The organism is Streptomyces sp. 378 (genome assembly GCF_030124145.1).
Taxonomy (GTDB): domain Bacteria; phylum Actinomycetota; class Actinomycetes; order Streptomycetales; family Streptomycetaceae; genus Streptomyces.
This window is the reverse complement of record NZ_JASKMS010000058.1, coordinates 1-21,035: the sequence shown is the minus strand read 5'-3', so window position 1 is coordinate 21,035 and position 21,035 is coordinate 1. Positions and strand designations below refer to the sequence as shown.

General features: G+C 69.0%; 21 protein-coding genes and 8 pseudogenes. 20 read left to right on the top strand and 9 right to left on the bottom strand.

The genetic code is table 11. The features are described 5' to 3' along the window. The 7 genes and pseudogenes from QNO09_RS38745 to QNO09_RS40210 all read left to right on the top strand — a co-directional run. Positions 1–226, top strand: a pseudogene (locus tag QNO09_RS38745) (cation transporter); the annotation flags it as partial. Between the two features lie 108 nt (positions 227–334). After that, positions 335–577 (top strand): annotated as a pseudogene (locus QNO09_RS38740) (DUF1622 domain-containing protein); the annotation flags it as partial. Further along, entirely contained in the window at positions 574–831 is a 258-nt protein-coding gene (locus QNO09_RS38735; RefSeq protein ID WP_283974924.1) for a hypothetical protein, read from the top strand. The pseudogene QNO09_RS38740 and the gene QNO09_RS38735, both read left to right, overlap by 4 nt. Then, positions 728–1,312, top strand: a pseudogene (locus QNO09_RS40215) (hypothetical protein); the annotation flags it as partial. The gene QNO09_RS38735 and the pseudogene QNO09_RS40215, both read left to right, overlap by 104 nt. Before the next feature lie 112 nt (positions 1,313–1,424). Further along, positions 1,425–1,778, top strand: coding sequence for a hypothetical protein (locus tag QNO09_RS38730; protein WP_283974923.1), 354 nt, complete (start codon positions 1,425–1,427; stop codon positions 1,776–1,778). Positions 1,779–1,992: 214 nt separating this feature from the next. Then, a complete protein-coding gene (locus QNO09_RS38725) occupies positions 1,993–2,460 on the top strand; it encodes a peptidoglycan-binding domain-containing protein (RefSeq protein WP_283974922.1) in 468 nt (155 codons plus the stop codon). 260 nt (positions 2,461–2,720) lie between these two features. Next, a pseudogene (locus tag QNO09_RS40210) lies at positions 2,721–2,837 on the top strand (IS5/IS1182 family transposase); the annotation flags it as partial. Between the two features lie 127 nt (positions 2,838–2,964). Here the strand turns inward: QNO09_RS40210 and QNO09_RS38720 are convergent. Further along, positions 2,965–3,666, bottom strand: coding sequence for a TetR/AcrR family transcriptional regulator C-terminal domain-containing protein (locus QNO09_RS38720; protein WP_283974921.1), 702 nt, complete (start codon positions 3,664–3,666; stop codon positions 2,965–2,967). A gap of 120 nt (positions 3,667–3,786) precedes the next feature. Here QNO09_RS38720 and QNO09_RS38715 point away from each other — a divergent pair, with 120 nt between their 5' ends. The 3 genes and pseudogenes from QNO09_RS38715 to QNO09_RS38705 all read left to right on the top strand — a co-directional run bounded on the left by QNO09_RS38715 (position 3,787) and on the right by QNO09_RS38705 (position 5,402). Continuing rightward, on the top strand, positions 3,787–4,491 hold the full coding sequence (locus tag QNO09_RS38715) for a DUF4386 domain-containing protein (RefSeq protein ID WP_283974920.1): 705 nt from the start codon (positions 3,787–3,789) through the stop codon (positions 4,489–4,491). A gap of 49 nt (positions 4,492–4,540) precedes the next feature. Continuing rightward, positions 4,541–4,660: pseudogene (locus tag QNO09_RS38710) on the top strand (IS5/IS1182 family transposase); the annotation flags it as partial. 451 nt (positions 4,661–5,111) lie between these two features. Next, positions 5,112–5,402: a hypothetical protein gene (locus QNO09_RS38705; protein WP_283974919.1), complete on the top strand. Its 291-nt coding sequence runs from the start codon at positions 5,112–5,114 to the stop codon at positions 5,400–5,402. A gap of 128 nt (positions 5,403–5,530) precedes the next feature. On the opposite strand, the gene QNO09_RS40205 is transcribed toward QNO09_RS38705, so the two are convergent. Next, positions 5,531–5,947 (bottom strand): GNAT family N-acetyltransferase, encoded by a 417-nt coding sequence (locus QNO09_RS40205; protein WP_502962413.1) that lies wholly within the window; start codon positions 5,945–5,947, stop codon positions 5,531–5,533. A 292-nt stretch (positions 5,948–6,239) separates the two neighbouring features. Here QNO09_RS40205 and QNO09_RS38695 point away from each other — a divergent pair, with 292 nt between their 5' ends. Further along, on the top strand, positions 6,240–8,192 hold the full coding sequence (locus tag QNO09_RS38695; protein ID WP_283974918.1) for a pre-toxin TG domain-containing protein: 1,953 nt from the start codon (positions 6,240–6,242) through the stop codon (positions 8,190–8,192). Further along, positions 8,193–8,678: a hypothetical protein gene (locus QNO09_RS38690; protein ID WP_283974917.1), complete on the top strand. Its 486-nt coding sequence runs from the start codon at positions 8,193–8,195 to the stop codon at positions 8,676–8,678. It abuts the gene before it with no gap. A 432-nt stretch (positions 8,679–9,110) separates the two neighbouring features. Here the strand turns inward: QNO09_RS38690 and QNO09_RS38685 are convergent, their stop codons facing one another. After that, the gene (locus QNO09_RS38685) at positions 9,111–9,836 is read right to left on the bottom strand and encodes a hypothetical protein (RefSeq protein ID WP_283974916.1); all 726 of its coding nucleotides are present in this window, start codon (positions 9,834–9,836) and stop codon (positions 9,111–9,113) included. 1,053 nt (positions 9,837–10,889) lie between these two features. Between QNO09_RS38685 and QNO09_RS38680 the strand changes: the two are divergent. Then, positions 10,890–11,012 (top strand): annotated as a pseudogene (locus QNO09_RS38680) (transposase); the annotation flags it as partial. On the opposite strand, the gene QNO09_RS40200 reads toward QNO09_RS38680, so the two are convergent. Then, positions 10,972–11,304, bottom strand: a complete 333-nt coding sequence (locus QNO09_RS40200) for a hypothetical protein (RefSeq protein ID WP_502962414.1) — start codon at positions 11,302–11,304, stop codon at positions 10,972–10,974. The pseudogene QNO09_RS38680 and the gene QNO09_RS40200 overlap by 41 nt on opposite strands. 353 nt (positions 11,305–11,657) lie before the next feature. Here QNO09_RS40200 and QNO09_RS38670 point away from each other — a divergent pair, with 353 nt between their 5' ends. From QNO09_RS38670 to QNO09_RS38650, 5 genes are all read left to right on the top strand, one after another. Then, entirely contained in the window at positions 11,658–12,761 is a 1,104-nt protein-coding gene (locus tag QNO09_RS38670; RefSeq protein ID WP_283974915.1) for a flavin-containing monooxygenase, read from the top strand. A 56-nt stretch (positions 12,762–12,817) separates the two neighbouring features. Then, positions 12,818–12,988 (top strand): hypothetical protein, encoded by a 171-nt coding sequence (locus tag QNO09_RS38665; protein WP_283974914.1) that lies wholly within the window; start codon positions 12,818–12,820, stop codon positions 12,986–12,988. A gap of 13 nt (positions 12,989–13,001) precedes the next feature. Further along, positions 13,002–13,271 (top strand): hypothetical protein, encoded by a 270-nt coding sequence (locus QNO09_RS38660; RefSeq protein ID WP_283974913.1) that lies wholly within the window; start codon positions 13,002–13,004, stop codon positions 13,269–13,271. 414 nt (positions 13,272–13,685) lie between these two features. Beyond that, on the top strand, positions 13,686–15,314 hold the full coding sequence (locus tag QNO09_RS38655; RefSeq protein ID WP_283974912.1) for a LuxR C-terminal-related transcriptional regulator: 1,629 nt from the start codon (positions 13,686–13,688) through the stop codon (positions 15,312–15,314). 255 nt (positions 15,315–15,569) lie between these two features. Continuing rightward, entirely contained in the window at positions 15,570–16,568 is a 999-nt protein-coding gene (locus QNO09_RS38650; RefSeq protein WP_283974927.1) for a YdcF family protein, read from the top strand. Positions 16,569–16,713: 145 nt separating this feature from the next. Here the strand turns inward: QNO09_RS38650 and QNO09_RS38645 are convergent, their stop codons facing one another. Beyond that, complete coding sequence (locus QNO09_RS38645; RefSeq protein WP_283974911.1) at positions 16,714–16,911, bottom strand: hypothetical protein; 198 nt, start codon at positions 16,909–16,911, stop codon at positions 16,714–16,716. A gap of 91 nt (positions 16,912–17,002) precedes the next feature. Here QNO09_RS38645 and QNO09_RS38640 point away from each other — a divergent pair. After that, a pseudogene (locus QNO09_RS38640) lies at positions 17,003–18,251 on the top strand (IS256 family transposase). A gap of 39 nt (positions 18,252–18,290) precedes the next feature. Here the strand turns inward: QNO09_RS38640 and QNO09_RS38635 are convergent. The 3 genes from QNO09_RS38635 to QNO09_RS38625 form a co-directional block, all read right to left on the bottom strand. Next, entirely contained in the window at positions 18,291–18,896 is a 606-nt protein-coding gene (locus QNO09_RS38635) for a hypothetical protein (protein ID WP_283974910.1), read from the bottom strand. 302 nt (positions 18,897–19,198) lie between these two features. Further along, positions 19,199–19,660 carry a peptidase inhibitor family I36 protein gene (locus QNO09_RS38630; RefSeq protein ID WP_283974926.1) on the bottom strand — a complete coding sequence of 154 codons (462 nt, stop codon included), beginning with the start codon at positions 19,658–19,660 and terminating at the stop codon, positions 19,199–19,201. 100 nt (positions 19,661–19,760) lie between these two features. Beyond that, positions 19,761–19,892, bottom strand: a complete 132-nt coding sequence (locus tag QNO09_RS38625) for a hypothetical protein (protein WP_283974929.1) — start codon at positions 19,890–19,892, stop codon at positions 19,761–19,763. A gap of 98 nt (positions 19,893–19,990) precedes the next feature. Here QNO09_RS38625 and QNO09_RS39805 point away from each other — a divergent pair. Then, a pseudogene (locus QNO09_RS39805) lies at positions 19,991–20,383 on the top strand (DNA ligase-like domain-containing protein); the annotation flags it as partial. A 78-nt stretch (positions 20,384–20,461) separates the two neighbouring features. On the opposite strand, the gene QNO09_RS38615 reads toward QNO09_RS39805, so the two are convergent. Further along, positions 20,462–20,851 (bottom strand): hypothetical protein, encoded by a 390-nt coding sequence (locus QNO09_RS38615; protein ID WP_283974928.1) that lies wholly within the window; start codon positions 20,849–20,851, stop codon positions 20,462–20,464. Positions 20,852–21,035 lie beyond the last annotated feature (184 nt).

Below are 21,035 nucleotides of genomic sequence, written 5' to 3'. Positions count from 1 at the left end.
GGACGCACTCAACCTGGTGGTCGGCGACATCGCCTATCGAGGCGGATCCCTCTACCACGCTGCCCACCCGGACGAACTGTTCCTGACCACCGGCGCGGTGGTCATGACCGCCGTTCTGCTCGGCGGCCTCCTCGTACGTCAGAAACGAGGCTGGCTCAAGATCGGCTTCGACGGCATCCTGCTGATCACCATCTACGCCGGCATGGTTGCCGTGCTCGCCCTCTGAGGGGCGAGTGCCCCCTCTTCCTCCGAGACAGGCGATGCAGCCGAGGGGGCACGCAGCCCGGGTGAGGCGTATGAGGAAGCACTGGGTACCCGCCCGCCCCGCATGTACCGTATCCGCCTGACCCTGGGGCGGTTCCTGCCGCTCGGGCTGGAGTTCCAGCTCGCCGGCGATGTGCTGCGTACCGCAGTGGCACCGAGCTTCACCGAAATCGGTCAGCTGGCCGCCATCGCCGCCATCCGGACAGCGCTCAACTTCTTCCTCGGGCGGGAGATCGCCCAGGAGCGTGCGGAGCCCGACGCGGACCAATCCCGTGACAAGCCCAAGGCACACCAGCGCGCAGGTAGCCTGTGACCGGCATCCTCACCACAGCAGCGCTGACGGTCACCGGCGCGGGGCTCCTCGTCGCCGTCGCCGTCTATGCAACACCACGCCGACTCGGCCGCGTGCTGCCCGTGCTGCTCGACTTCCTGACCGCGGCCGGGCTGATCCGGCTGGCGGCGGATGTCTCCTGGGGCAGCATCCTGGCCGCCGCCGCGGTCATCGCCGTCCGCAAGATCGCAGCGCTCGGTGTACAGGCCGGACAAGGAATCGGAAAACGTGTCTGACGCGACCGAGATCATTTCCGCGCCGGGAAGTTACCGGCGATCTGGCCACGCTCGCCGAGACGGTCGGCCTCGCCCTGGAGGACGTCGTCGGGCTGGTCCAGGAGCTCGTTGCCGGGCAGGCCGCGACGGTGGGGAGCCTGTTGTGACAGCGGAGCTCGCTCTGGGAACCTACCGGTGCCGGGCGATCCCGCAGGCTGCTGCCCGTGCGGCCGGCTCCGGCGCGCAGTGGATCGACACCGCCCCCAACTACGCCACCGGCCGTGCCCAGGACTTGCTGGCTCCGGCCTTGGCCGCCACCCGTCCTTGCGGGCGGATCTCGACGAATGCGGCGTACCTCACGATGGCCACCGGCACCGGCACCGGCACCGGCACCGACGCCGTGAACGCCGGTGTCCTCACCGCAGACCAGGCCTCGGCTGGGCACAGCCTCGCCTCGGACCACGTGCGCTGGCAGATCCGCCGCAACCGCGAGGAGCTCGGGCGCGAGCGGCTGGACCTGGTCCTGCTGCACAACCCCGGGCGCGCACACCCCGACGAACGCCCCGCCCTGCACCGCGTGGTGCGGGGACGGGTTCGTCGTCCTGGAGGAAGCCATGGCGGCCGGGCACGTGGCCGGGTCCGGGATCGCCACCTGGCTGGCCTGGAAGAAGAAGGCGTTCACGGTGGCGCAGCTGCTCGCCCTGGCCGCCGAAGCCGCGGGCGGGCACTACCTGGTTGCGGCCCAAGTGCCGGTCAGTCTGGTGATGATGACGCCGATCGTCCAGGCCCTTCACGGCCGCGGCCCGCTCCCCGCTGCCGTGGGCGCGGGTCTGCGGGTGGTGGCTTCCGCTCCGTTGCACGGCGGCGAGCTCCCCGGCATGGTCGACCAGGAGCTCGCTGACCTCATCCGGCCGGGCCTGATTCCGCACAGGCGTGCCCCCTCACCGTCGCGTCATGCCCAGGAGTGACGGACGTCCTCAGCGCGGCCTCCAGTACGCCACACCCGAGGTACGCGGCCGACGCCGTTGCTCAACCCGCCCTGGCCACCGCCCAGATGAGGTGCCCTATGACTTTTCAGGTTCCGGTGACAGCCCTGTCATGTCAGCGTGACCTGGCCGGACTTCCTGGAGCGGTACCGGCAGAGCCGTACCAGAAGCCGCTCCGTGACATGGAGGGGGACACGTGCGACCGAACACCCTGAAGAGGACGGCCGTCAGCATCGTCGCTGCAGCAGGTATCGCCGCTGGGAGTCTCGCGGGCGCGACCGTCAGCTCCGCGGCAGCGGACACGACCGTGAAGCAGACGGCGGTGACCGGAGAGGTCAGCACGCTCGCGGTGTACAACTTCGGCCTCAGCTCCAGCCAGGCGAAGGGGATCCAGCGCTGGCTGGCGGCGCGCTGGGACTACAACGACTCTATCGACGGGCAGCTCGGCACCAATAGTTGGAAGGCGTTCCAGCGGCACCTCAAGGCGAGTCACGGCTACGGCGGATCGATCGACGGCATCCCCGGGAGCAACACGATCAAGGCACTGCAGCGCAAGCTGAGCCAGTCGTCCTACGGCTACGACGGCCCGATCGACGGAATCGCCGGGCCCGGCACCCGGGCGGCGTTCAAGAAGTTCGCCGACTGGGCCAGCAGCGCTTACTGATAGAGCCGCGTACGAACTTTGTCTCCGGCCGGCTGGAGCGGGACTCCATGTGTCCTGCGGCAGCCGGCCGGAGGTGGTTCCGGACCGCCTATGATCTTGTGCGAATCGTCGCAACGGCCGGCGCATGCTAAGTCAAGCCGCCCATGAACCCAGATGAACGACCCTGCACACACCCCACGGGTCTGTTCCGAAGTCGTGGTGACCCCGTAGGCGAGGCGCCCGAGGACGAGGAGAGTCCCAAGCGAGCACGGCGCCGTGCCGTGCGCCGACGCCGCAGGGCCCGGCTGCGGACCGCCGAACTGGGCCGCTCCCGGGGCGGGTTGACCAGCAAGGCCCACCTCGCCGTCGAGCGACGGTGCCGCCCGCTGTCCATCCTCAATGGCGGCCGCGCCACCGTCGACCCTCAGGTAGTACCGCTGTCAGCGTGGGCCTGCTCCGCTTCATCTGAGGGATCGCCGTCGAGTTCTAGGCCCGGTTGGGTTTCCCTCCCCCCTCGACGCTGGATCAGCCCTCCGGCACCCGCGGCGCCTTGCGCGCGGATGTCCAGCCCTGGCGGCGGAGGCTTTCGAAGCCGTCCAGGAGGAGGTCCAGGGCGAATTCGAACTCGAACTGGTCGTCACAGCCGCCACCGACCGTGGACCCCTCGTCGTGTGCGGCCGTCGCGGCCAGTTCCGCGATGTGCGGGTAGCGCGCCGCCAGCCCGGGGTCCGGCGGGCCGGAGGGGCCCGAGGTGTCGAACAGTTCCTGGCTGAAGCCGAGCAGGCGGCTGCCCATCGCGTGCATGACGTGGTGCGTAAGGTCGGCGGAGAGGCCGCCGTCCCGGAAACTCCCGGCCATCGAGTCCAGGTACGCCAGCACGGCCGGGGTGGGGCCGGTCCGCGACTCGATGACCCGGGCCGCCCAGGAGTGGCGCAGCAGGACCCGCCGGGCCGAGAGGATCCGCCCGCGGACCACGCGTTGCCAGTCGGGGCCCGCAGCCGGCGGGTCGATCTCGCCGACGACAGTGTCGACCATGCCGTCGAGCAGCTCCTCTTTGTTGGCCACGTGCTTGTAGAGGGCCATCGGTACGACGTCCAGCTCCTGCGCGAGCCGGCGCATGCTGAGCGCGTCGATTCCGGTGGCGTCGGCGAGCGCGACGGCGGCGCGCAGGACGCGGTCCCTGTTCAGGGGGATCCGATGCGTGTGTGTGGCTTCCTGCCGGGTCATTTCCGGTTCGGCCCTTTCTCTCCTCGACAGCTCCCTCTCCTTGACGAGTGTACGCCGTACACCTAAGCTCGCCGCGAGGTGTACGGCGTACACCACCAGCGAGCGAGGGGTACCGAGAAGATGAGTCCGGACCGGAGAACCGCGGTGGCCGCCGGGTCGCTGTTCCTGCTGACCGAGGCCGCTGCGATAGCAGGGGCCGTTCTGTACCGCCCCCTGCTGGGAGCGGCGGACGGCCGGCTCGCGCAGGGCGCCGACACGCGGGCGCTGCTCGGGGTGCTCTGCGAGGTGGTGCTGGTGGTGGCGGTGGCCGGCACCGGGGCGGCGCTGTTCCCCGTCCTGCGGCGCCACGGCGAGGGGCTCGCGCTCGGCTACGCCTTCGGGCGGCTGCTGGAGGCGGCCGTCATCGCCCTCGGCATCGTCGCCGTCCTGGCGCTCCTCACCCTGCGGCGGGACGCGGGGGCGGCGGCCGGCGCCGATGTCGCGCTGGTGGCCTTGCACGATTGGACGTTCCTGCTCGGGCCCAACATCGCCCTGGGCCTGAACACCGTCCTGCTTGCCTACCTGGCGTACCGCGCACGGCTCGTGCCGCGCTTCATCGCCGTGCTCGGGCTGGTCGGCGGGCCGCTGATCTGCGCCTCGGCCGTCGCCGTGATGTTCGGGGCCTATGCGCAGCTCTCCGTGGCGGGGTCGGTCGCCGCGCTCCCCGTGTTCGCCTGGGAGCTGGGCCTGGCCGGGTGGCTGATCGTCAGGGGGTTCGGGCCCGGCTCAGGCGCCGCGCCCCGAGCAGACAGAGAGGTGGCTGATCCGGCAGGTGTCCGTCGGTGAGGTCGGCCCGAGCTTGACGGCGGAGCCGTCCGGAGCGACGCGCCGGCCCTCCCGCCGCGGCCCGCGCGGACGACGGCCCGCGAAGTTGTACGCGGACCAGGGCTACGACTACGACCACCTGCGCAGATGGCTACGCAAACGAGGTATCAGGCACCGCCCGCAAAGGCGCCGAGCCCTCCAGCCGGAGGTCTCGATCCCCTTGCGGGCGATGCGTGCCCCGCATCTACTCCACGGATCAGCACGGTGGCTTGCAAGGCGGGAGTGGCACCAGGCTGTATCGATCGCCAGGCAAGCGACACGTCCGGCGGAGTTGATGAACTCAGCGTTCATGTACGCCACGTTCATCTGGTCGATCCTGAGACCGCTGCCCGATCGAGGATCGAAACGACGGCCTGGGCCGGGATGAGCGCCCGGAGCCCCAGAAGCAGGGGATCCCACAGCCATAGCCCTAGGGTCCTTCCTAGCTCGCATCCACCCGCTCCCGGGCCCTTGTGGTCTGCTCGCGCAGGACGCGGGTCCACGTTCCCATGACCCGACTGCGCCGCCCTCGTCTCCAGGGATCTGGAAGAGGCCTGGTGTGACCTGGCGACAGCCCGCTGCGACGCTCGTAGGATGCCTAAATGCCCAAGCCGTTACGGAGGAGCCGCCGCACGTGGGTTGCCGCGTGGGCGGTGCTGTGCGTGGCCGCTATCGTCGTCACCGCCGCACTGAACGCCTTTCCGGCGCCTGACCCGCAGCCCGAGAAGCCCGTCAGCGCCGAGTGCGCCGAGTACATCGCGGACATCGAGACGCGACTGGCCAAGGCCGAGGTGGAAGGCAACGAGGACGGCGTGCTGGCCTTCACGCGAACCCGGGTCGGCGCGGACGACTGCAGCGATGAAATTCTCGACCACTTCAGCGGCGACCGGTGAGCCGCCGTACAGGGCGCGCCGCGATAGCGGGTTGATCTGTGCCGGTGCCGTGGTGATCATCACCGTGAGCGCCGTGACGGAACCGGAGCCGCAACTCACTCCGTCGCGGGTCTGCCTGGCGGCCGACATCAAGCCGACGCGACGCTCGAAGGGGGGTTCGTTGGTGTATGGGGCGACGGCTGGCCTGGTGTGTTGCTGGTTCGCTGAGAGGCGGGGTGGGCGGCTTCGGTGGGGAGGTCGGGGTGTGTGATCTGGGGCTGTGTGTTCTGTGCTGAGCGTGGCTGGATGCCGCGTCCCTGCATCCCGTCCTCGACGAAGAGCAGGTCCAGCTCCGGCGGCACGAGGACCAACGAGTAGAAGCCGAGCACCCGTCCCTCGGCGTCACCGGAGTCGACGGCCACGAAGACCCGATGCGTCTCGACGTAGTCGGGCCCGACGCGGTAATCCGCGACCATCGCCGCGTACTGCCCCCGGAAGGCACGCGAGCCCCGCACAAGCCGCGTAAGCCGCTTGACGTACCGGGCCACAGCCCGGCGTATGACGATCCCGCCCGCGCATGGATGTACTGCGCACCTGCATGTGGAGCATCTTTACGCATCCCGAAGGGACGGGTGAGTCCCCGCTGCGCACCGGGGCGCCGGCTCACCAGGGGCGCCCTGCGGCGTGCGCCCCGAGGAGGGTGGCGACTCAAGTAAGCTACCGCTCGGTAATTTCCAGGGGGAGTCCTCGTCCGGGGACTCTGGGCCCGCGTGACGGTCGACCAGCCGTGCACCCGTGGGCCCTCGACGTAGGGCATGTATGCATCACCGATTGACGCGGCACACCGTCGCATTTCTGATGGCCTTGGCGGTCTTGTTCGGCCCGGGTCTGGGGGAGAAGACCGCTGCGGCGGCCGACGGCATCGAGAAGCGGCAGGCGGCCGTCAGCGCCGCCGAAAAACTCGCCGGCATCGTCAGGTCCGCCGCCAAGTACTCCGGCTGCGGTGGCAAGCCGCTGCTCGAAAAGCCCGCCTGCTACCGGGAGTTCGCCGACAAGGCGATCCGGGTCGGGGCCGGCGTGGGCGTGGCCGCGTATGCCATCCACTACCTGCACAAGGACAACACCCAGCACTTCGCCAACCTTCGCAAAGAGCTCGTCGGGTTCACCGAGCTGAAGGAGGCGGTCAAGCAAGACCCCGCCGCCATCACCGACCCGGCCCTGCGGGCCAAGGCGGAGAAGCAGATCCGCGCCGCCTACGCCGCCGCGCAGGCGGACGTCGACCACCGGCTCGCGAAGGTCAACGAGACCATCCAGACCGTGGTGGCCCTGGCCGAGGTCACCGTCGCGTTCCTGCAGATCATCTTCGCGCTGGCCGCGCTCGTCGGCGACCCGGAGTTCCAGAAGGCGGCGAAGAGCATCAGGACCGGCCTCGAGGGCATGGGCAAAGACCTCGACAAGATCAACGCCGGCCTCAGCCAAATGAGCCACGCCCTCGACGACATGAACGACGCGCTGGGCGAGGTGAACGGCGCCCTGGACCAGATGAACCGGGGGATCGGCCGCGCCAACAAGGGCATGGACGAGATGAACCGGGGCATCGGCCAGGCCAACAAGGGCATGGACGAGCTGAACAAGCATGTGCCCGGCATCAAGAAGGGCGCCGAGAAGCTCAAGGAACTGCCCGGCATCGAGTTCGACTTCTCGCACCTCAAGGACACCTGGGGCTCCGGGACCTCCGGGCTCGACGCCGACGAGCAGCAGCGCCGCATGGGGCTGCTGCTGGACCTGCTGCCCGGCATCGGTGACGGCAAGGGCATCGTCGAGGCCGTCACGGGCAAGGACCTCGCCACCGACGAAGAGCTCAGCGGCTTCGACCGGGCCACGGGCGCGCTGGTCGTGCTGCGCTGGCTCAAGACGGGCAAGAAGGCCCTCGGCGGCGACGATGTACGGACCGCTCGCAAGGGCAAGTGCGTCGCCGGAAGCGTCACCGACAACAGCTTCCCGGCCGGGACCCTGGTCCTCATGGGCGACGGGGACAGCACGCCGATCGAGCGCGTGCGCGAGGGCGACGAGGTGCTGGCCACCGATCCCGCAACCGGCTCCACCCGGGCCGAGCCGGTGACCGACCTGATCACGGGATCGGGGGAAAAGCGCCTGATCAGGCTCGTCGTCGACACCGACGGTGCGGCGGGAGAGCGCACGGACACGATCACGGCGACGGACCGTCACCCGTTCTGGACGCCGGGCCCGGGAATGTGGACCGATGCCGTCGACCTCACCGCGGGAACGGGGCTGCGTACCAGCACGGGCGCGGACGTGGAGGTCACCGCGGTCGCAACCCGTACCGTCGAACAGACGGTCCACAACCTCACCGTCGGCGGCACGCACACGTACTACGTGCTCGTCGGAAGCACGCCCGTCCTGGTCCACAATGCCAAGAAGAACAAGTGCAGCCTCGAGATCGACCACGTGGGCCAGGTCGACCAGGATTGGGTTACCAAGGGCGCTCACGTCAACATGAAGGACGGCATGGAAGTGGCACTGCGCCCGGATGGCCAGGGCGGCATCCGTGGCGAGGCGATCCGGTTGCGGAACGGCACCGCAACGCAGAAACAGGTCGACGCCGTCGTGGCGACGATCAAGTCCGACCCCAAGGTGCGCGCTGACATGATCAGGGTGACGAAGGCCGCCAAGGAGGTCTTCGAGTCCAGCGCCAAGGCCATGAAGGAAGGCCGCAACCCGCAGTGGCGCTTCAGCAACGACCGGACGGCCGAACTGCAGGCCCTGATAGAAGCGATGGAGAGGATGTAGATGTCCGACCTGGACTTCTACGCACACGTCGCCACCCGCGGCGACGTGTTGGGAGTGGGGATCGGCGCGCAGCCCGCCGAATGGGAAGCCACGCTGGGCGCCGACTGCCTCGACACCGAGGACGGCAGCCTGCTGCGCCGGGACTACGGGCTGGTGGAGCTGTCGTTTCAGGAGGAGGACGGCGCCTGGCCCTGTTTCGGAGTGAGCGTGCAGGTGCACCGTCTGCGGTGGGACACCGAGTCATCCGTCCCGGCGGCCCTGCGCGGCGCCCACGGGACCTTCGCTCCCTCGACGCGCTTCGAGGACCTGGCCGCCGCGATCACCGGTCTCGGCTGCTCGGTCGAGCCCGACCCGGACGAGGACGGTACGTCCGGGGACATGCGCCGCTACCGGGTGCTCGAGTCCGACGTGAGGATCTTCGTCCGCGCCTCGGGTGAGGTCTGGAGCCTCAGCGTGTCTCCCGCGTGGTGGCGCGCGGCGGGCTGAGCCTTCGGGGCGGGCCGTGCCACCATCTGTGCGGCTCACCCCAGCCGCGTGGCCGGCTCCGAGGTCTGCCCGACCTCGGAACCGGCTCCCCAGGTGGCCCGCGCCGCTCACTGCGCGGTAGGGCCTCGAGGCTCTACACCCGGCTATGTCCCTCAGCAGGGGTGAGCCGGGGGTGGCTGAAGGTGGTAGTCCTCGCGGCGATTGGCTGGGGGACTACTTCCGGCCGGCGCAGGGGGCGCAGCAGGAGGGGACAGACAGCAGGTGCCTGTGCCCCATGGTGTCTATCGCGTACCGGAGCCAGTTCACACCCCGCAAAGGGCCCGGCGTGCTACCCGACCCTTGCAGTGGGAGGAGGCTGGCCCTCTTCCCCTCGGACGGGCGGGCCGCCTTGCATATGGCCGTCCCATCACGGCGACCCATGGCGGCGCCGTTTCAGCCGGTGTCGGGAGGACGAGCCCCCGGAACCGGCGCGGGGTCACTGTCGCCGTCGGGTGTCGTCCTGGTGCGTTTCTCGATGAAGTAGGCGCCGAAGGTTCCCGCCAGGGCGGCGACGACCACCGTTGAGTACACCGCCAGCAGTACTTCCAGCACCGTGCCGTAGGCCGTGGCCGTGCGGAGCGGCTGTCCGCTGATCGTCATCAGCGCGGTGGCGTGCAGCGTGCCGGCGTAGGAGCCGTGGGCGCCGTCGAGCTCATACAGTAGCTCGCTGGCAGCCAGGATCACGATCAGCGTCACCATGGACAGCCATGCCGCCCGGTCGCTGAGCAACCGCCCGGCCGAGCGCGAGGACCGCACAGTCGAGGAGAGCACCCTGCCGGTGCGCATCAGTCGCAACGACTTCAGCAAGCGGAAGACCCGCAGGAACGGCAGTACCAGGAAGATGACCTGCCACCAGTTCGTACGCAGGAAACGGCCGCGGTGGGACGCCAGAACAAGCCGGGTGGCGAACTCCGCGGCGAAAACCCCCCACAGCACCCAGCCGACCACCGCCAGGGCAGTCGAAGCGGCGCTTTCGGGCGCGACCAGGCGCTCGGCGATGACCACCAGCAGAAACAGCAGCCCAAGGCCGCTCATCACCGGAGTGAGGCGCTCCAGCAGATCGCGCGCCAGTTGGTCACGAAGAGCCGCATCCAGACGTTGCCAACGGCGCCATTCCATGCCGAAGTTTCTCCCTGAGAACCCCCATGCCGCCCGGGCAGCACGCGCAACACGGACCCGGCCGCGCGGCCGGGCTGCATCTCATATCTTTCCACCCCGCCTGCGCGATGCAGTGCGCCGACGGGCTGTGAATCCGGATTAACCACGCCGGCGCGGGAAGAAGGAGAGCATCGTCGTGGCAACCGCCATCATCTCGGGCTATCAGTTCCCAAGCGCGTGCGAGCTCGGGAGGTCGGCTCCCTGGTACGGCTGCCAGCTCACGGGGCTCTGACATTGGCCAGGGGCGGCCCGTCGACCAGCGCCACCCTCGATCAGTTGTGCGACCCATCATGCATGTCGACTGCGCTCTTCGCGCAGGGCCTCCTCTTCTGCTCTCTCCCCCCATGGGCCATTTCTGCGCCGTGTGCGGGCACCCGTACCCGGACGATGCCACCGAGCAGTCGGCGCCGGAAGAGCATCAGTGCCCGCAGTGCGGGAGCAAGCGAGTCAGCGCGGAGGCAGCACTCGACACAAGATCAACTACCCTCGCCCAAGCCGCATAGCCCGTGTCCAAGATTCCGGGTCAAGGCCCGCTTTCATCCTGCCCCCAGAACAGCCTCGCACGCTGGGCACCAACCGACCCGCCGCCCTCCCGGATAGCGACCGTCGCGATCCGCTGGGACCGGAAGCCGGCCCCCGACCCGGCCGCGCCCTTCCTCCCGCTGGAGCCGGGGGAGTGCGACCTCCCGTGCCAATCGATCGCCAGCAAATCAACGAGATAGTGCAGTCAACGGAGCAGTGGGGCGGCCGGACCCCGGAGGCCGGTGGCCGTGCCTGACGCTGTCAGCTGGGTGCCGGCGGGTGCACGACCAGTTCGCGGGTTCGTTTCTCGCCGATGCCGGTGCTGGGCGTCTTGCCCTCGCCGTGCAGGTACTTGACGGCCTTGCGGGCCACGGGCTCGGTGTGACCTGCCCGTAGTAGGCGCCGAAGACCTCCAGGGTGTGCTCGACAAGCTTCACCGGCCGGCGCGCAGCAGCTGCTCCAGGTTGGCCCATCACCGCACCACCTCCTTCGTTGCCCCGCGACCGCGACGGACCCTTCGAGCCGAAGATCGTCAAGAAGCGGCAGAAGCGTCTGACCGGCGTGAACGAGATGGTCATCTCCCTGCCCGCGAAGGGCCTGACTGAGTCGCGTCTTCCGCGTCGGTCTCGGTGCCGGCGACCAGGATGCCCTTGACGGTCCGGTAGGACGGGTCGCCGACCGCGACCGCCTTGCGGCAGGCGGCTTCGAGTCTGGTGTCGCCGTACTTCTTGCGCAGTCCGAGCACTCCCTGGACGGCCCGGAGCCGATAGAGGGCGTTGACCTCCAACAGCTGGTCGATCACCTCCCGGCAGGCGTCCCGAAGTGCGAGGTTTGGCCGCGGCACCAGCGTGCGCATCTGGGCTTCCAGGGCTGTCTTCCAGGCTCCGGCCGGGTCGCTCGCCAGCACATCGGCCCGCCATGCGCCGTCCGGGCCGCAGACCTCCAGCTTCGTGCGCCCCGAAGTTGCGGGCGGCGGCCGCGCCGCCGTCGGGCGGGCCCTGCGTCCGTGACCGGTGGCGGGTCGTGCGTCGATCCACCCATCGGGCCGAGGAGGGAATGGGTATCGCGGCCGACGCGCACCGGGCCGTCGGGTTTCTAGCGTAGGCGTCATGAGAAGCCCCGACTCCGGCCGGCGCGCCGCGACGCCGATCCCCGACCCGGACTTGCACCCGGTACCCGGCGGACACGCGCCGGGGTGCCGCCACGCCGACCTGGTCGCCGGGATCACTCGTGAGTTCCTGGAACCAAGGAGAACGAACCATGACCACCCAACACCTCGAAACCCTGATCATCGGCGCCGGCCAGGCCGGCTTGGCGGTCGGCTACCACCTCCAGCAGCTCGGTCGGGAATTCCTGATCGTCGACGAGCGCGAGCGGATCGGTGACAACTGGCGCTGCCACTACGACAGCCTCAGGCTGTTCACGCCCGCCCGGGCTAATGGCTTGGACGGGATGCCGTTCCCCGGCGACCCGTGGGAGTTTGCGACCAAGGACGAGTTCGCCGAGTACCTCGAGCTGTACGCCGTCACCAACGGCCTGCCGGTGCGGATGCAGACCCGGGTCGATCGGCTCGCGGCCCTCGAGGGCGGAGGTTTCACCGCGGTCCTCGGAGCCGACAAGGTCACCTGCGACAACGTCGTACTGGCGACCGGCACCTTCGGCCGTACGCCGCAGATCCCGGCCTTCGCCGCCGACATCACCCCCCGGATCCAACAGCTCCACTCCAGCGAGTACCACCGGCCCTCCCAGCTGCCCGACGGGCCGGCGCTGGTCGTCGGTGCCTCGCACAGTGGGTTGGACATCGCCTACGACCTGGCCGCTGACCGTCCCACCACGCTGGTCGGACCCGACCGCGGGAACATCCCTCTCGAATGGGGATCGCGGCGATTCCACGCGGCATTCCCGTTCATCGAGTTCGCCTTCAATCACGTGCTCACCCGGCGCACGCCGATGGGACGCAAGGTGATGCAGAAGATTCGCCACCACGGCGCCCCGCAGCTGCGGATCAAGCGCCACCATCTGGGCGTGTGCGATGTGGAATGGATCACCGAGCACGTCGTGGACGTCGCCGACGGGCTACCGCGCCTCGAGGACGGCCGCACCTTCGACGTCGCGAGCATCGTCTGGGCCACCGGGTTCCGGCAGGTCTACGACTGGATCGACCTCCCGCTGCCGATCGAGGACGGGTGGCCGGTGGAGTACCGCGGCGTGGTCGAGTCCGTGCCGGGCCTCTACTTCTGCGGCCTGGCGTTCCAGTACGCCTTCGCCTCGGGCGAGATCAATGGCGTCGGCCGGGACGCGGCGTACGTCGCCGACAAGATCGCGGCCCACACCCGGGCGCGGCAACCCGCGGTCGCGGCTTGAGACGCACCCACGATGATCGAAGAGATCTGCGATGAACGAGATTCGGGAACCCCTCGATGGTGACCAGCGCCGCCGCGTCGGGTCCGGCGTCGACAGCCCGCGCGCTCGTCGTCGCTGTCGCACCGGTGCTGCTGCCGGGCGGGCTGCTGTGGCACCCGCTGCTCCCCGGGAGGCTGCCCGATAGCGCCGGCGCGGCCGAAGCGGCGGCGGCCGACATCACCCGGTGAGGGCTCTCCCACCGTGCGCGGATTCCTCCGCGAGCGGGGTGACGGGTGGCTCAGCGCGGTCGGGCTCGGGTTCGTGGTGATCGGCAGCACCCTGTACGCAACGCTGCCCGGAATGGAGTTCTCCTTCGTTGCGGCACACGAGACCGGCGCTGATCTGGTGGCGACCCAGGACGCCCTGGTGTCGTGGTTCGTGCCGGTCCTCCTGGTCGGCTCTCTGCTGTTCACCACGGGCACGCTCTTCACCGCGGCAGCCTTCCCGCTCGCAAGGGAGACGACCGGGTAGATCTACGACCCCGGCCTCCACTGGGTCCATGGGTTGCCCTTCTTCGGTGGCTCCACCCGGGCGTTCCTGGTGCTCTCCCGGCGGCTGGCGGCGGATCCGCGGTGGAGATCGCTCTCGGCGTACACGCTGGACGTCGTCGTCCTCTCCTTCGGGAGCACCATGGCGCTCCACCTGCTGGAGCGTCCGACATACGCGCCGCTCCATGACTACGGGGGCCTGGTTCAGCGGGCAATCATCCCGGTGCTGACCTTCCCGTGTGACCGTGGCCTCGGCATCGCAGGCCGCCAGTGGGGCGAACCCTGGCCGCCTACGGGGAGCACACTTCAAGGCCTTTGACACCCGTTGATCATCCAGGCGAGGAAATGCTGCGGATCATGAACGTCGACCACTAGCCTCGAATCGAGGTGGTGCGAGATGAGCATGGTCGACGATCTACGCCGAGCCCGCGAGGAGTACGAGCGCCAGGAGTGGGTGGCGGCGTACCGCGCTCTCTCCGACCTGGACGAGACCGAGCTTCAGGCCGACGACTTCATGGCGCTGGCGGTCACCGCGCACCTCCTGGGCCACCGCAACGACTGCGTCCAGGCGCTGCAACGTGCGTTCCAGGCCTACCGTGACAGGGACGATACCCTCGGCGCGGTGCGCGCGGCGTACTGGCTGACCGTAGTCCTGTGGCAGGGCGGCGAGGTCGCCATCGGCAGTGGCTGGCTGGCCCGGGCCGAGCGGCTGCTCGACGACCATGGCGGGGATGTGGTGGAGCGTGGCTACCTGCTCGAGCGGGCCACCATGGGGCACATCATCAAGGGAGAGTTCGCCGAGGCCTTCGTTGCCGTGCCAAAGGTCACCGAGTGCGGCCGACGGTTCGACGACCCCGACCTGACAGCTATGGGCCTCCACATGGAGGGTCGGATGAAGATCTTCGCGGGCCAGGTCGCCGACGGGCTGAGCCTCCTCGACGAGGCGATGGTCTCGGTCCTGGCCGGGGAGGTCTCACCCATCTTCTCCGGGGTGATCTACTGCTCGTCGGTCGAAGCCTGCCAGCAGATCTCCGACTTCGGCCGGATGGGCGAGTGGACTCACGCGCTGACCACCTGGTGCGACGGCCAGCCCGGCCTGGTCGCGTTCACCGGTCAGTGTGCGGTCCACCGCGGCCAGCTGATGCGACTGCACGGCGCCTATCGCGACGCCGTCAGGGAACTCGAGCGCGCGGTCGGACGGTACGCCGCGGCCGGCGGGGACCTGGCGGTCGGTCAGGCCCACTACGAGCGGGGTGAGACCCTCCGCCTTCGCGGCGACCACGACGCTGCGGAGGCTGCCTTCGCGGAGGCTGCCGAGTTCGGCCACTCGGCCCAGCCCGGCCGGGCACTGCTGTGGCTGGAGCACGGCCGACGGGATGCGGCGTCGGCCGCGATCCACCGTGTGGTGGCCGAGGTGCACGATCCCGTCCACCGGACGCAGATGCTCCCGGCGGCGGTCGAGGTGCTGGTGGCCACCGGCGAGGTAGACACGGCAGCACCCCTTGCCGAGGAGCTGGCGCAGATCGGGAACTCATTCGGGTGCTCGGCGCTGCAGGCATCGGGGCAGTACGCCAACGCGACCGTCGCCCTGGCCCGGGGCGAGGCGGACCGCGGGTTCGTCTGCGCGCGGCAGGCGGCCGAGACCTGGGCGCAGCTCTCCGCGGTGTACGAGGTGGCCCGCTCCCGGGTGCTCGTCGGGCGCGCGCTCCGGCTGCTGGGTGACGAGGAGTCGGCCGCGGCCGACCTGAGCGCGGCCCGGAGGGCATTCGCGGAGATGGGTGCGAAGCCGGCGGAGCAGGAGGTCGCGGCGCTGTTGGGCGAGGAGAAGGCTCCCGGCGGGCTGAGCCCCCGGGAGGTCGAGGTCCTCCGGCTGGTAGCGGCGGGCAAGAGCAACCCGGAGATCGCCGAGACCCTGGTGCTCTCGGAGAAAACCGTGGCCCGGCACCTGTCCAACATCTTCGCCAAGCTCGATGTCGGCTCCCGAACCGCGGCCGCGGCGTTCGCCTACGAGCATCACCTGGTCTGAGCCGCCCTTCGTTCTGAGCAGTCCCGGCTAGTTGGCAGGCCGTCGAGGCTATAGGGCACACTTTCCAACTGTGCGTCCCGCGCGGCCGCCGGGCAGCACCACCGGCACGAGACGCCGGTCCCGCCGAACGCACCACCGCTCGCCCGCGTTCGGCGCACCACAGCAGGTCTGGGAGGATGGCCTGCAGCCGTCCGTACCGGGTCCGGGAACCCGCGGGCGGCGAGAGGCGGGAGGGAGAGCGGAGCGGTGCTGCACATGCCGGAGTACCCGGAGTATCTCGCCGCGGTCGTGTTCGCCGTGGGCGGCGTCGTCAACGCCTTGCTGGCACCGCACCGGTTCTCCACCGCCGTCCTGTTCTGCCTCGCGGTGACCTCTGCCGGACTCGGCGTGGCCGGTCGCGGTGCGGCAGCCCACCCGACCATCGCCACCGTCCTCGCTGTCGCGGCCCTGCTCCTGGCGCTCGCGCTGGGTCTGCTGCTGCTGGCCGACGGTGTCCTCCTGGTCCGGCGTTACGGACCGCAGGCAGCCCTGCTGGCGACCGGGGCCGCCGGTTGCGCGGTGCTGGCGGTGCTCGGCCTCGACGCGGTCTTCCATGCGGTCGGCGGCGAGGCGTTCGGTGCCCTCGTGGTCGTGGTGAACGCGGTCGCGGGATACCTCACTCTGCTCTTCCTCGTCTTCGCCGGCTACGTGTTCGTCCGGGGCCGTAGCACCCCCCTGCCGGAAACCACCCATGTCGTCGTCCTGGGCGCCGGGCTCAACGGCGACCGGCCCGGTCCGCTGCTGACCCGCAGGCTGGAGCGCGCCCTCGCGATCGACGCCGCCCGCGCACCGGACACGTCTCGTGTGGTGTTCGTCGTCTCGGGCGGCCAAGGCGACGACGAGATCCGCTCAGAGGCGGACGCGATGGCCGACTATCTGCGCGGACGCGGAGTGCCCGCCGACCGGATCGTGCGGGAAGACCGCTCCGTCAACACCGGGCAGAACCTCCGCTTCAGCGCTGCCCTCGTGGACGGCACCACTCCCGGCCACCGTGCCACGGTGGTCACCAGCGGCTTCCACGTCTACCGCACGACCCTGCTGGCCCGCCGCGCCGGCGTGCCCGTGCACGTCGTGGGCGCGCCGACCTCCCGCGCCTACTGGCTGGCCGCGACACTGCGCGAATTCGCCGCGATCCTGTGGCTGGAACGCCTCTCCCTGGTCGGACTCAGCCTACTGCTGGCAGTGCCGGTGGCGACGGCGGTCTTCGAGCACTGAAGCGCCGGCCGCACACCTCGTAAGAGCTCCTAACAAAGGCGCCGTACATGGCGCGGTTGAGGAAGGAGGGAGGGCTGGCCGGGCCGCCCGACCGGTGCGCGCGGTTAGCTCGTCGAGGTCGGCGCCCAGGTTGACAGGGACAGCATTAGATTGTGGGCCCGGGGTTCTTGGGCTGTCCTCCCATGCGGTGGTCGCTCCAGTCGATGCCGTCGTCGTGCTCCTTGCTCGACGCGAGTCCGAGGAACCCGAGCAGGGGAGTTGTGATGAGGATGGCCCCGCACAGGCTGCCGATGGCGACATACGCCGCGGCGGCAGTGAGGGCCCAGAACAGGATGTCGCACACGATCCGGGCCCACAGCGGGAACGGGGCGCGCCGCGCGTGGTAGGGGACTGTAAATCGTTCAGTGTAACTCCCGATCATGGAAGATGCATCGATGACCAGTGAAAACGTGGCAGAGCACGAGGCCGGCGAGTCGGCATCGGCTGTGTCGGCCAAGGGTGGACGACGAGCTGGTGAGCCGGGCCCAGGCCGAGGGCCTGTAGCTGACCAAGCGGCTCCTGGAGTCCGCTCTCGAAGGCGAGATCACCGACCGCCTCGGCTATGACAAGCACGATCCGGTAGGCAAGGACGGTGGCAACTCCCGCAACGGCAAACGCTCCAAGACTGTCCTGACCGACGTGGGACCGGTGGAGGTAGCTGTGTCCCGCGACCGTGACGACTCCTTCGAGCCGAGATCGTCAAGAAGCGGCAGAAGCGCCTGACCGGCGTCGACGAGATGGTGATCTCGCTGGCCGCGAAGGACTTGACTACCGGTGAGGTCCAGGCCCACCTTGCGGAGGTCTATGGCGCCGAAGTGTCCCGGCCGACCATCTCCACCATCACCGACAGGGTCCTCGAGGGCATGGCCGAATGGCAGAGCCGCCCTCTGGACTCCGTCCATCCGGTAGTTTTCATCGACGCCATCCACGTGAAGATCCGCGACGGCGCGGTCGCCAACCGGCCCATCTATGTGGCCCTGGCCGTCACCACCGAAGGCCGGCGCGAGATTTTGGGCCTGTGGCCCGGCGACGGCGGCGGGGGAGCCAAGCACTGGCTGCACATTCTCACCGAGATCAAGAACCGCGGCGTGAGCGATGTGCTCATGTTCGTCTGCGACGGCCTCAAAGGCTTGCCCGAGGCAGTAGAGACGGTCTGGCCGAGGATCATCGTGCAGACCTGTGCGGTGCACCTGCTGCGGAACTCTTTCCGCTATGCCGCCCGCCAGGACTGGGACAAGATCGCCGGGCTCCTCAAGCCCGTCTACACCGCGCCGAACCGAGGAGGCCGCACTGGAGCGGTTCGCCGAGTTCGCCGACGCGTGGGGCAGGAAGTATCCGGCGATCGTGAAACTCTGGGAGAACGCTTGGGAGGAGTTCACGCCGTTCCTGCGGTTCGACACCGAGATCCGCAGCATCGTCTGCACCACCAACGCGATCGAGTCGGTCAACGCCCGCATCCGGCGAGCGGTCAAGGCCCGCGGACACTTCCCGAACGAGCAGGCCGCCCTGAAGTGCGTCTACATGGCCATCATGTCGCTCGATCCCACCGGCAAGGGCCAGGCCCGCTGGACCATGCGCTGGAAGACCGCGCTGAACGCCTTCGACATCACCTTCGACGGCCGACTCTCAGCAGCACGCCAGTAACCCAACCACTCTAGTTACACCATTCGTTTGACAGACCCGTCACCGGGACAAGCGGGCGAGGGCCTGTCGACGCAACTCCACGAGCCGCCGGTACGCGACTTCGTGGCCCGCCAGCACACGCTTCTCCACCGTGGCCTGAGCGTTGAGCACGGCCTCGTGCAGGCGGACCTTCCGCTCGCAGTCGGAGTCCTTCCGGGCGATGAGCAGTTCCTTCCGTCCAGTGATCCTCAGCCGCGCGGGGTCGCCGTCCGCCCTGTCGAGAAGCGCTTGTACTGCCCTTCGAGGATCCTGTGCGTCCTTATACCGGTGGCCGGCCTCCCGCATGCAGTGGGCCCACTGCCGACGCGCCTCTTCCGCGAGGGCACTGTCCATGGTTTCCTGCATCACCCTGTTCGCGAATCCCTGGAAGGACTGGAAAAGAACACTCCACTCCGCTCCGTACACCTCGCGTTGCGCCTTTTGCACGCATGAGTTCTTGTCGTAGGAGAAATTCCGCCCGTCCAGCAGCGTCACTTCTGTGTGATGCCGTCGATTTCCCAACAGGGCCTCGTCCCAGTTCGAGCGACCGTCTTTCGTCATGGCCTGGAGCGTCGCCGTGTTGGGATCGGGGGGTGAGGATCTTCCCCTGAAATGCTCTGCCGTCATACCGTAACCGTCGGTGCGAGCACGCTCTGGATCCAGTAGGCCGTACGGGTTCGCCTGTGAGGCACGGCGATTCACCAACGCGGGGACCTCACGATAGGTGAATCGTAAACGGGCCATACAGCGACGAACGGCGGATTCCTCGGCGCGGTGCAGAGCCACGGCTTCCTCGTACGTGAAGTGGACGCCGTCCCTGAGCGGACGAGGATCGGGGGGTGGCGCAGAAGCCTGGTGGCTGGATGCGGTGGAGCATCCAGCCACCAGGAACGCCACGGTGGCGAGCCCCCACCGCTTGGTGCTGTGTCTCATCGGCACCAGTCGTTGGACGCGACGTTGTGGTACAGCCGACGGTAGTACCCGTTGGAGTCGCTGTAGAGGTTGTACACGGCAGTACCGCGCGTGATGTTCTCTCCCCATCCGGTGTAGTTCAGACCGGAGAAAACGACCACGTCGCAGGAACGCCCGTTGTTGTAAATGGATTCGGCGTTGTTGAACTTGTTGTACTGCAGCAGGTTCGTGTTGTCGCCGGATACCGTGCCGGGGTCACCCGCGCCATTCGGGCTCAGGTAGGCGCACAGGGAACCCGACGGACAGTCCGACCACGCGGCGTTTGCGGACGGGGCGGTTCCCAGAAGTGCTGTGCCTGCAAGGGCAAGAACACCGGCGGTTAAGCCCGCAATCCTTGATCGATTCATTTCCCCCCAATCAGTGCTACGAAAGGAGCTCTTGTGAGAGAACACAGTGGGAGCAGGATCAGCGTCAGTCAAGACGGAAGAGTGCGCAATCCGGCCACTACCGTGACTATGTCCGAAATTTGCGGAGCTGTGCGGGGTGCCTTTCCGGCGGAGGACGTGCCCCCGGCTCTCGTTACTGGCCGACCCTTCGAAGTCCGCGTCCCCGCTCGCCGTGCAGCTTCGGCAGCGGATCATCGTCGGTGATCCAATTGCGCCAGTCCCGTTCCACCTCGGCGAGGGCCTGGCCGTTTCCAGGAATCCCCATCACCGTCGCTGATCACGGCAAGGCCGGGCTCGGCATTCAGTGACATCCCGGCGCCCAAGCCGCTGAAGGACTGCGGAGCCGACAAGAAGCGCCCTTGAGTGGTCAACGGCGCCCGACGCTCTGTCTCATGGGTCGCGCAGCGCGGCCGGGCTCGCGCCGTGCGGCGGTCCGGCCGTACCGCAGCGGCCTCGCCGCCCGGGTCGCCTGCTTGCAGCGCGGGAGTACGCCGGCAGGCGGCCGGTGTCCCAGAGGAGCAGGCTGATGCTGGGGAGTGGCCCGTAGACGTCGCCCTGGCACGCCCCGTGACACAGCTGCCGACGGGCCCATGGGCCTACGAGATCAAGGTCGATGGCCACCGGACCGTGCTGTGGCGGACCGAGGGCAGTGTTCGGCCGCAGTCCCGTACCGGCCGCGACGTCACCGCGCTCTGGACGGATCTGACCTTGGTCGCCATGAGCCAGCCGCCCGGCGTGATCTTGAACGGCGAGGCCGTGGTGTGCGCGCCACCCAGTCGCGTTCGACGTCCTCACCGGAGCAATCGAAGTCCCCGACGTAGACGAGGGTGGGCCTCACGGGGGTTGCGGGCGGTGCGGTCGCGGACGACGTCGACGTGCGAACTTGGCGGCGATGAGGACGGCTTCCTCGGTGCAGTTGTCGACCTCGATGAACAGCAGCGGCACCCCGGCCTCCAGGGCGGCGGTCAGGACGACGTCGGCGCGGGCGCTGCCGGTCGTGGGGTACTTCCAGGTGCCCTTCACCGGGAGCGCGACCTCGGTGGCGTAGGAGGCGAGGGTGCCGATCCCGTCGGGTGCGCGGGCGGCGGCCTGTGCGGCCGCGACCGCTTCGGCCGGCTCCCCTGCGGCCAGGTCCAGGTTCGGCTTCGGGCGGATCAGCGCGATGACCGTCTCGTTCACCGTCATCGGATGCGAGTCGCCGGAGCGGCCCGCGCCCTTGGGCATGCCGCCCATCTCCTCTATCTCGCGGTCCAGGTCGACTGCCCGCCATCAGCTCTGCAAAGCGTAAGGGTCCACCGACTCCGTCGGCGGACCCTCACGAAAGATCGAGGTCAGGTGCTTAGAAGTCATCTCATTTGGCTGACTCGGTAGGCTATCGCCCGTGGGGATCGTTGAGCGGCTGGTGCCT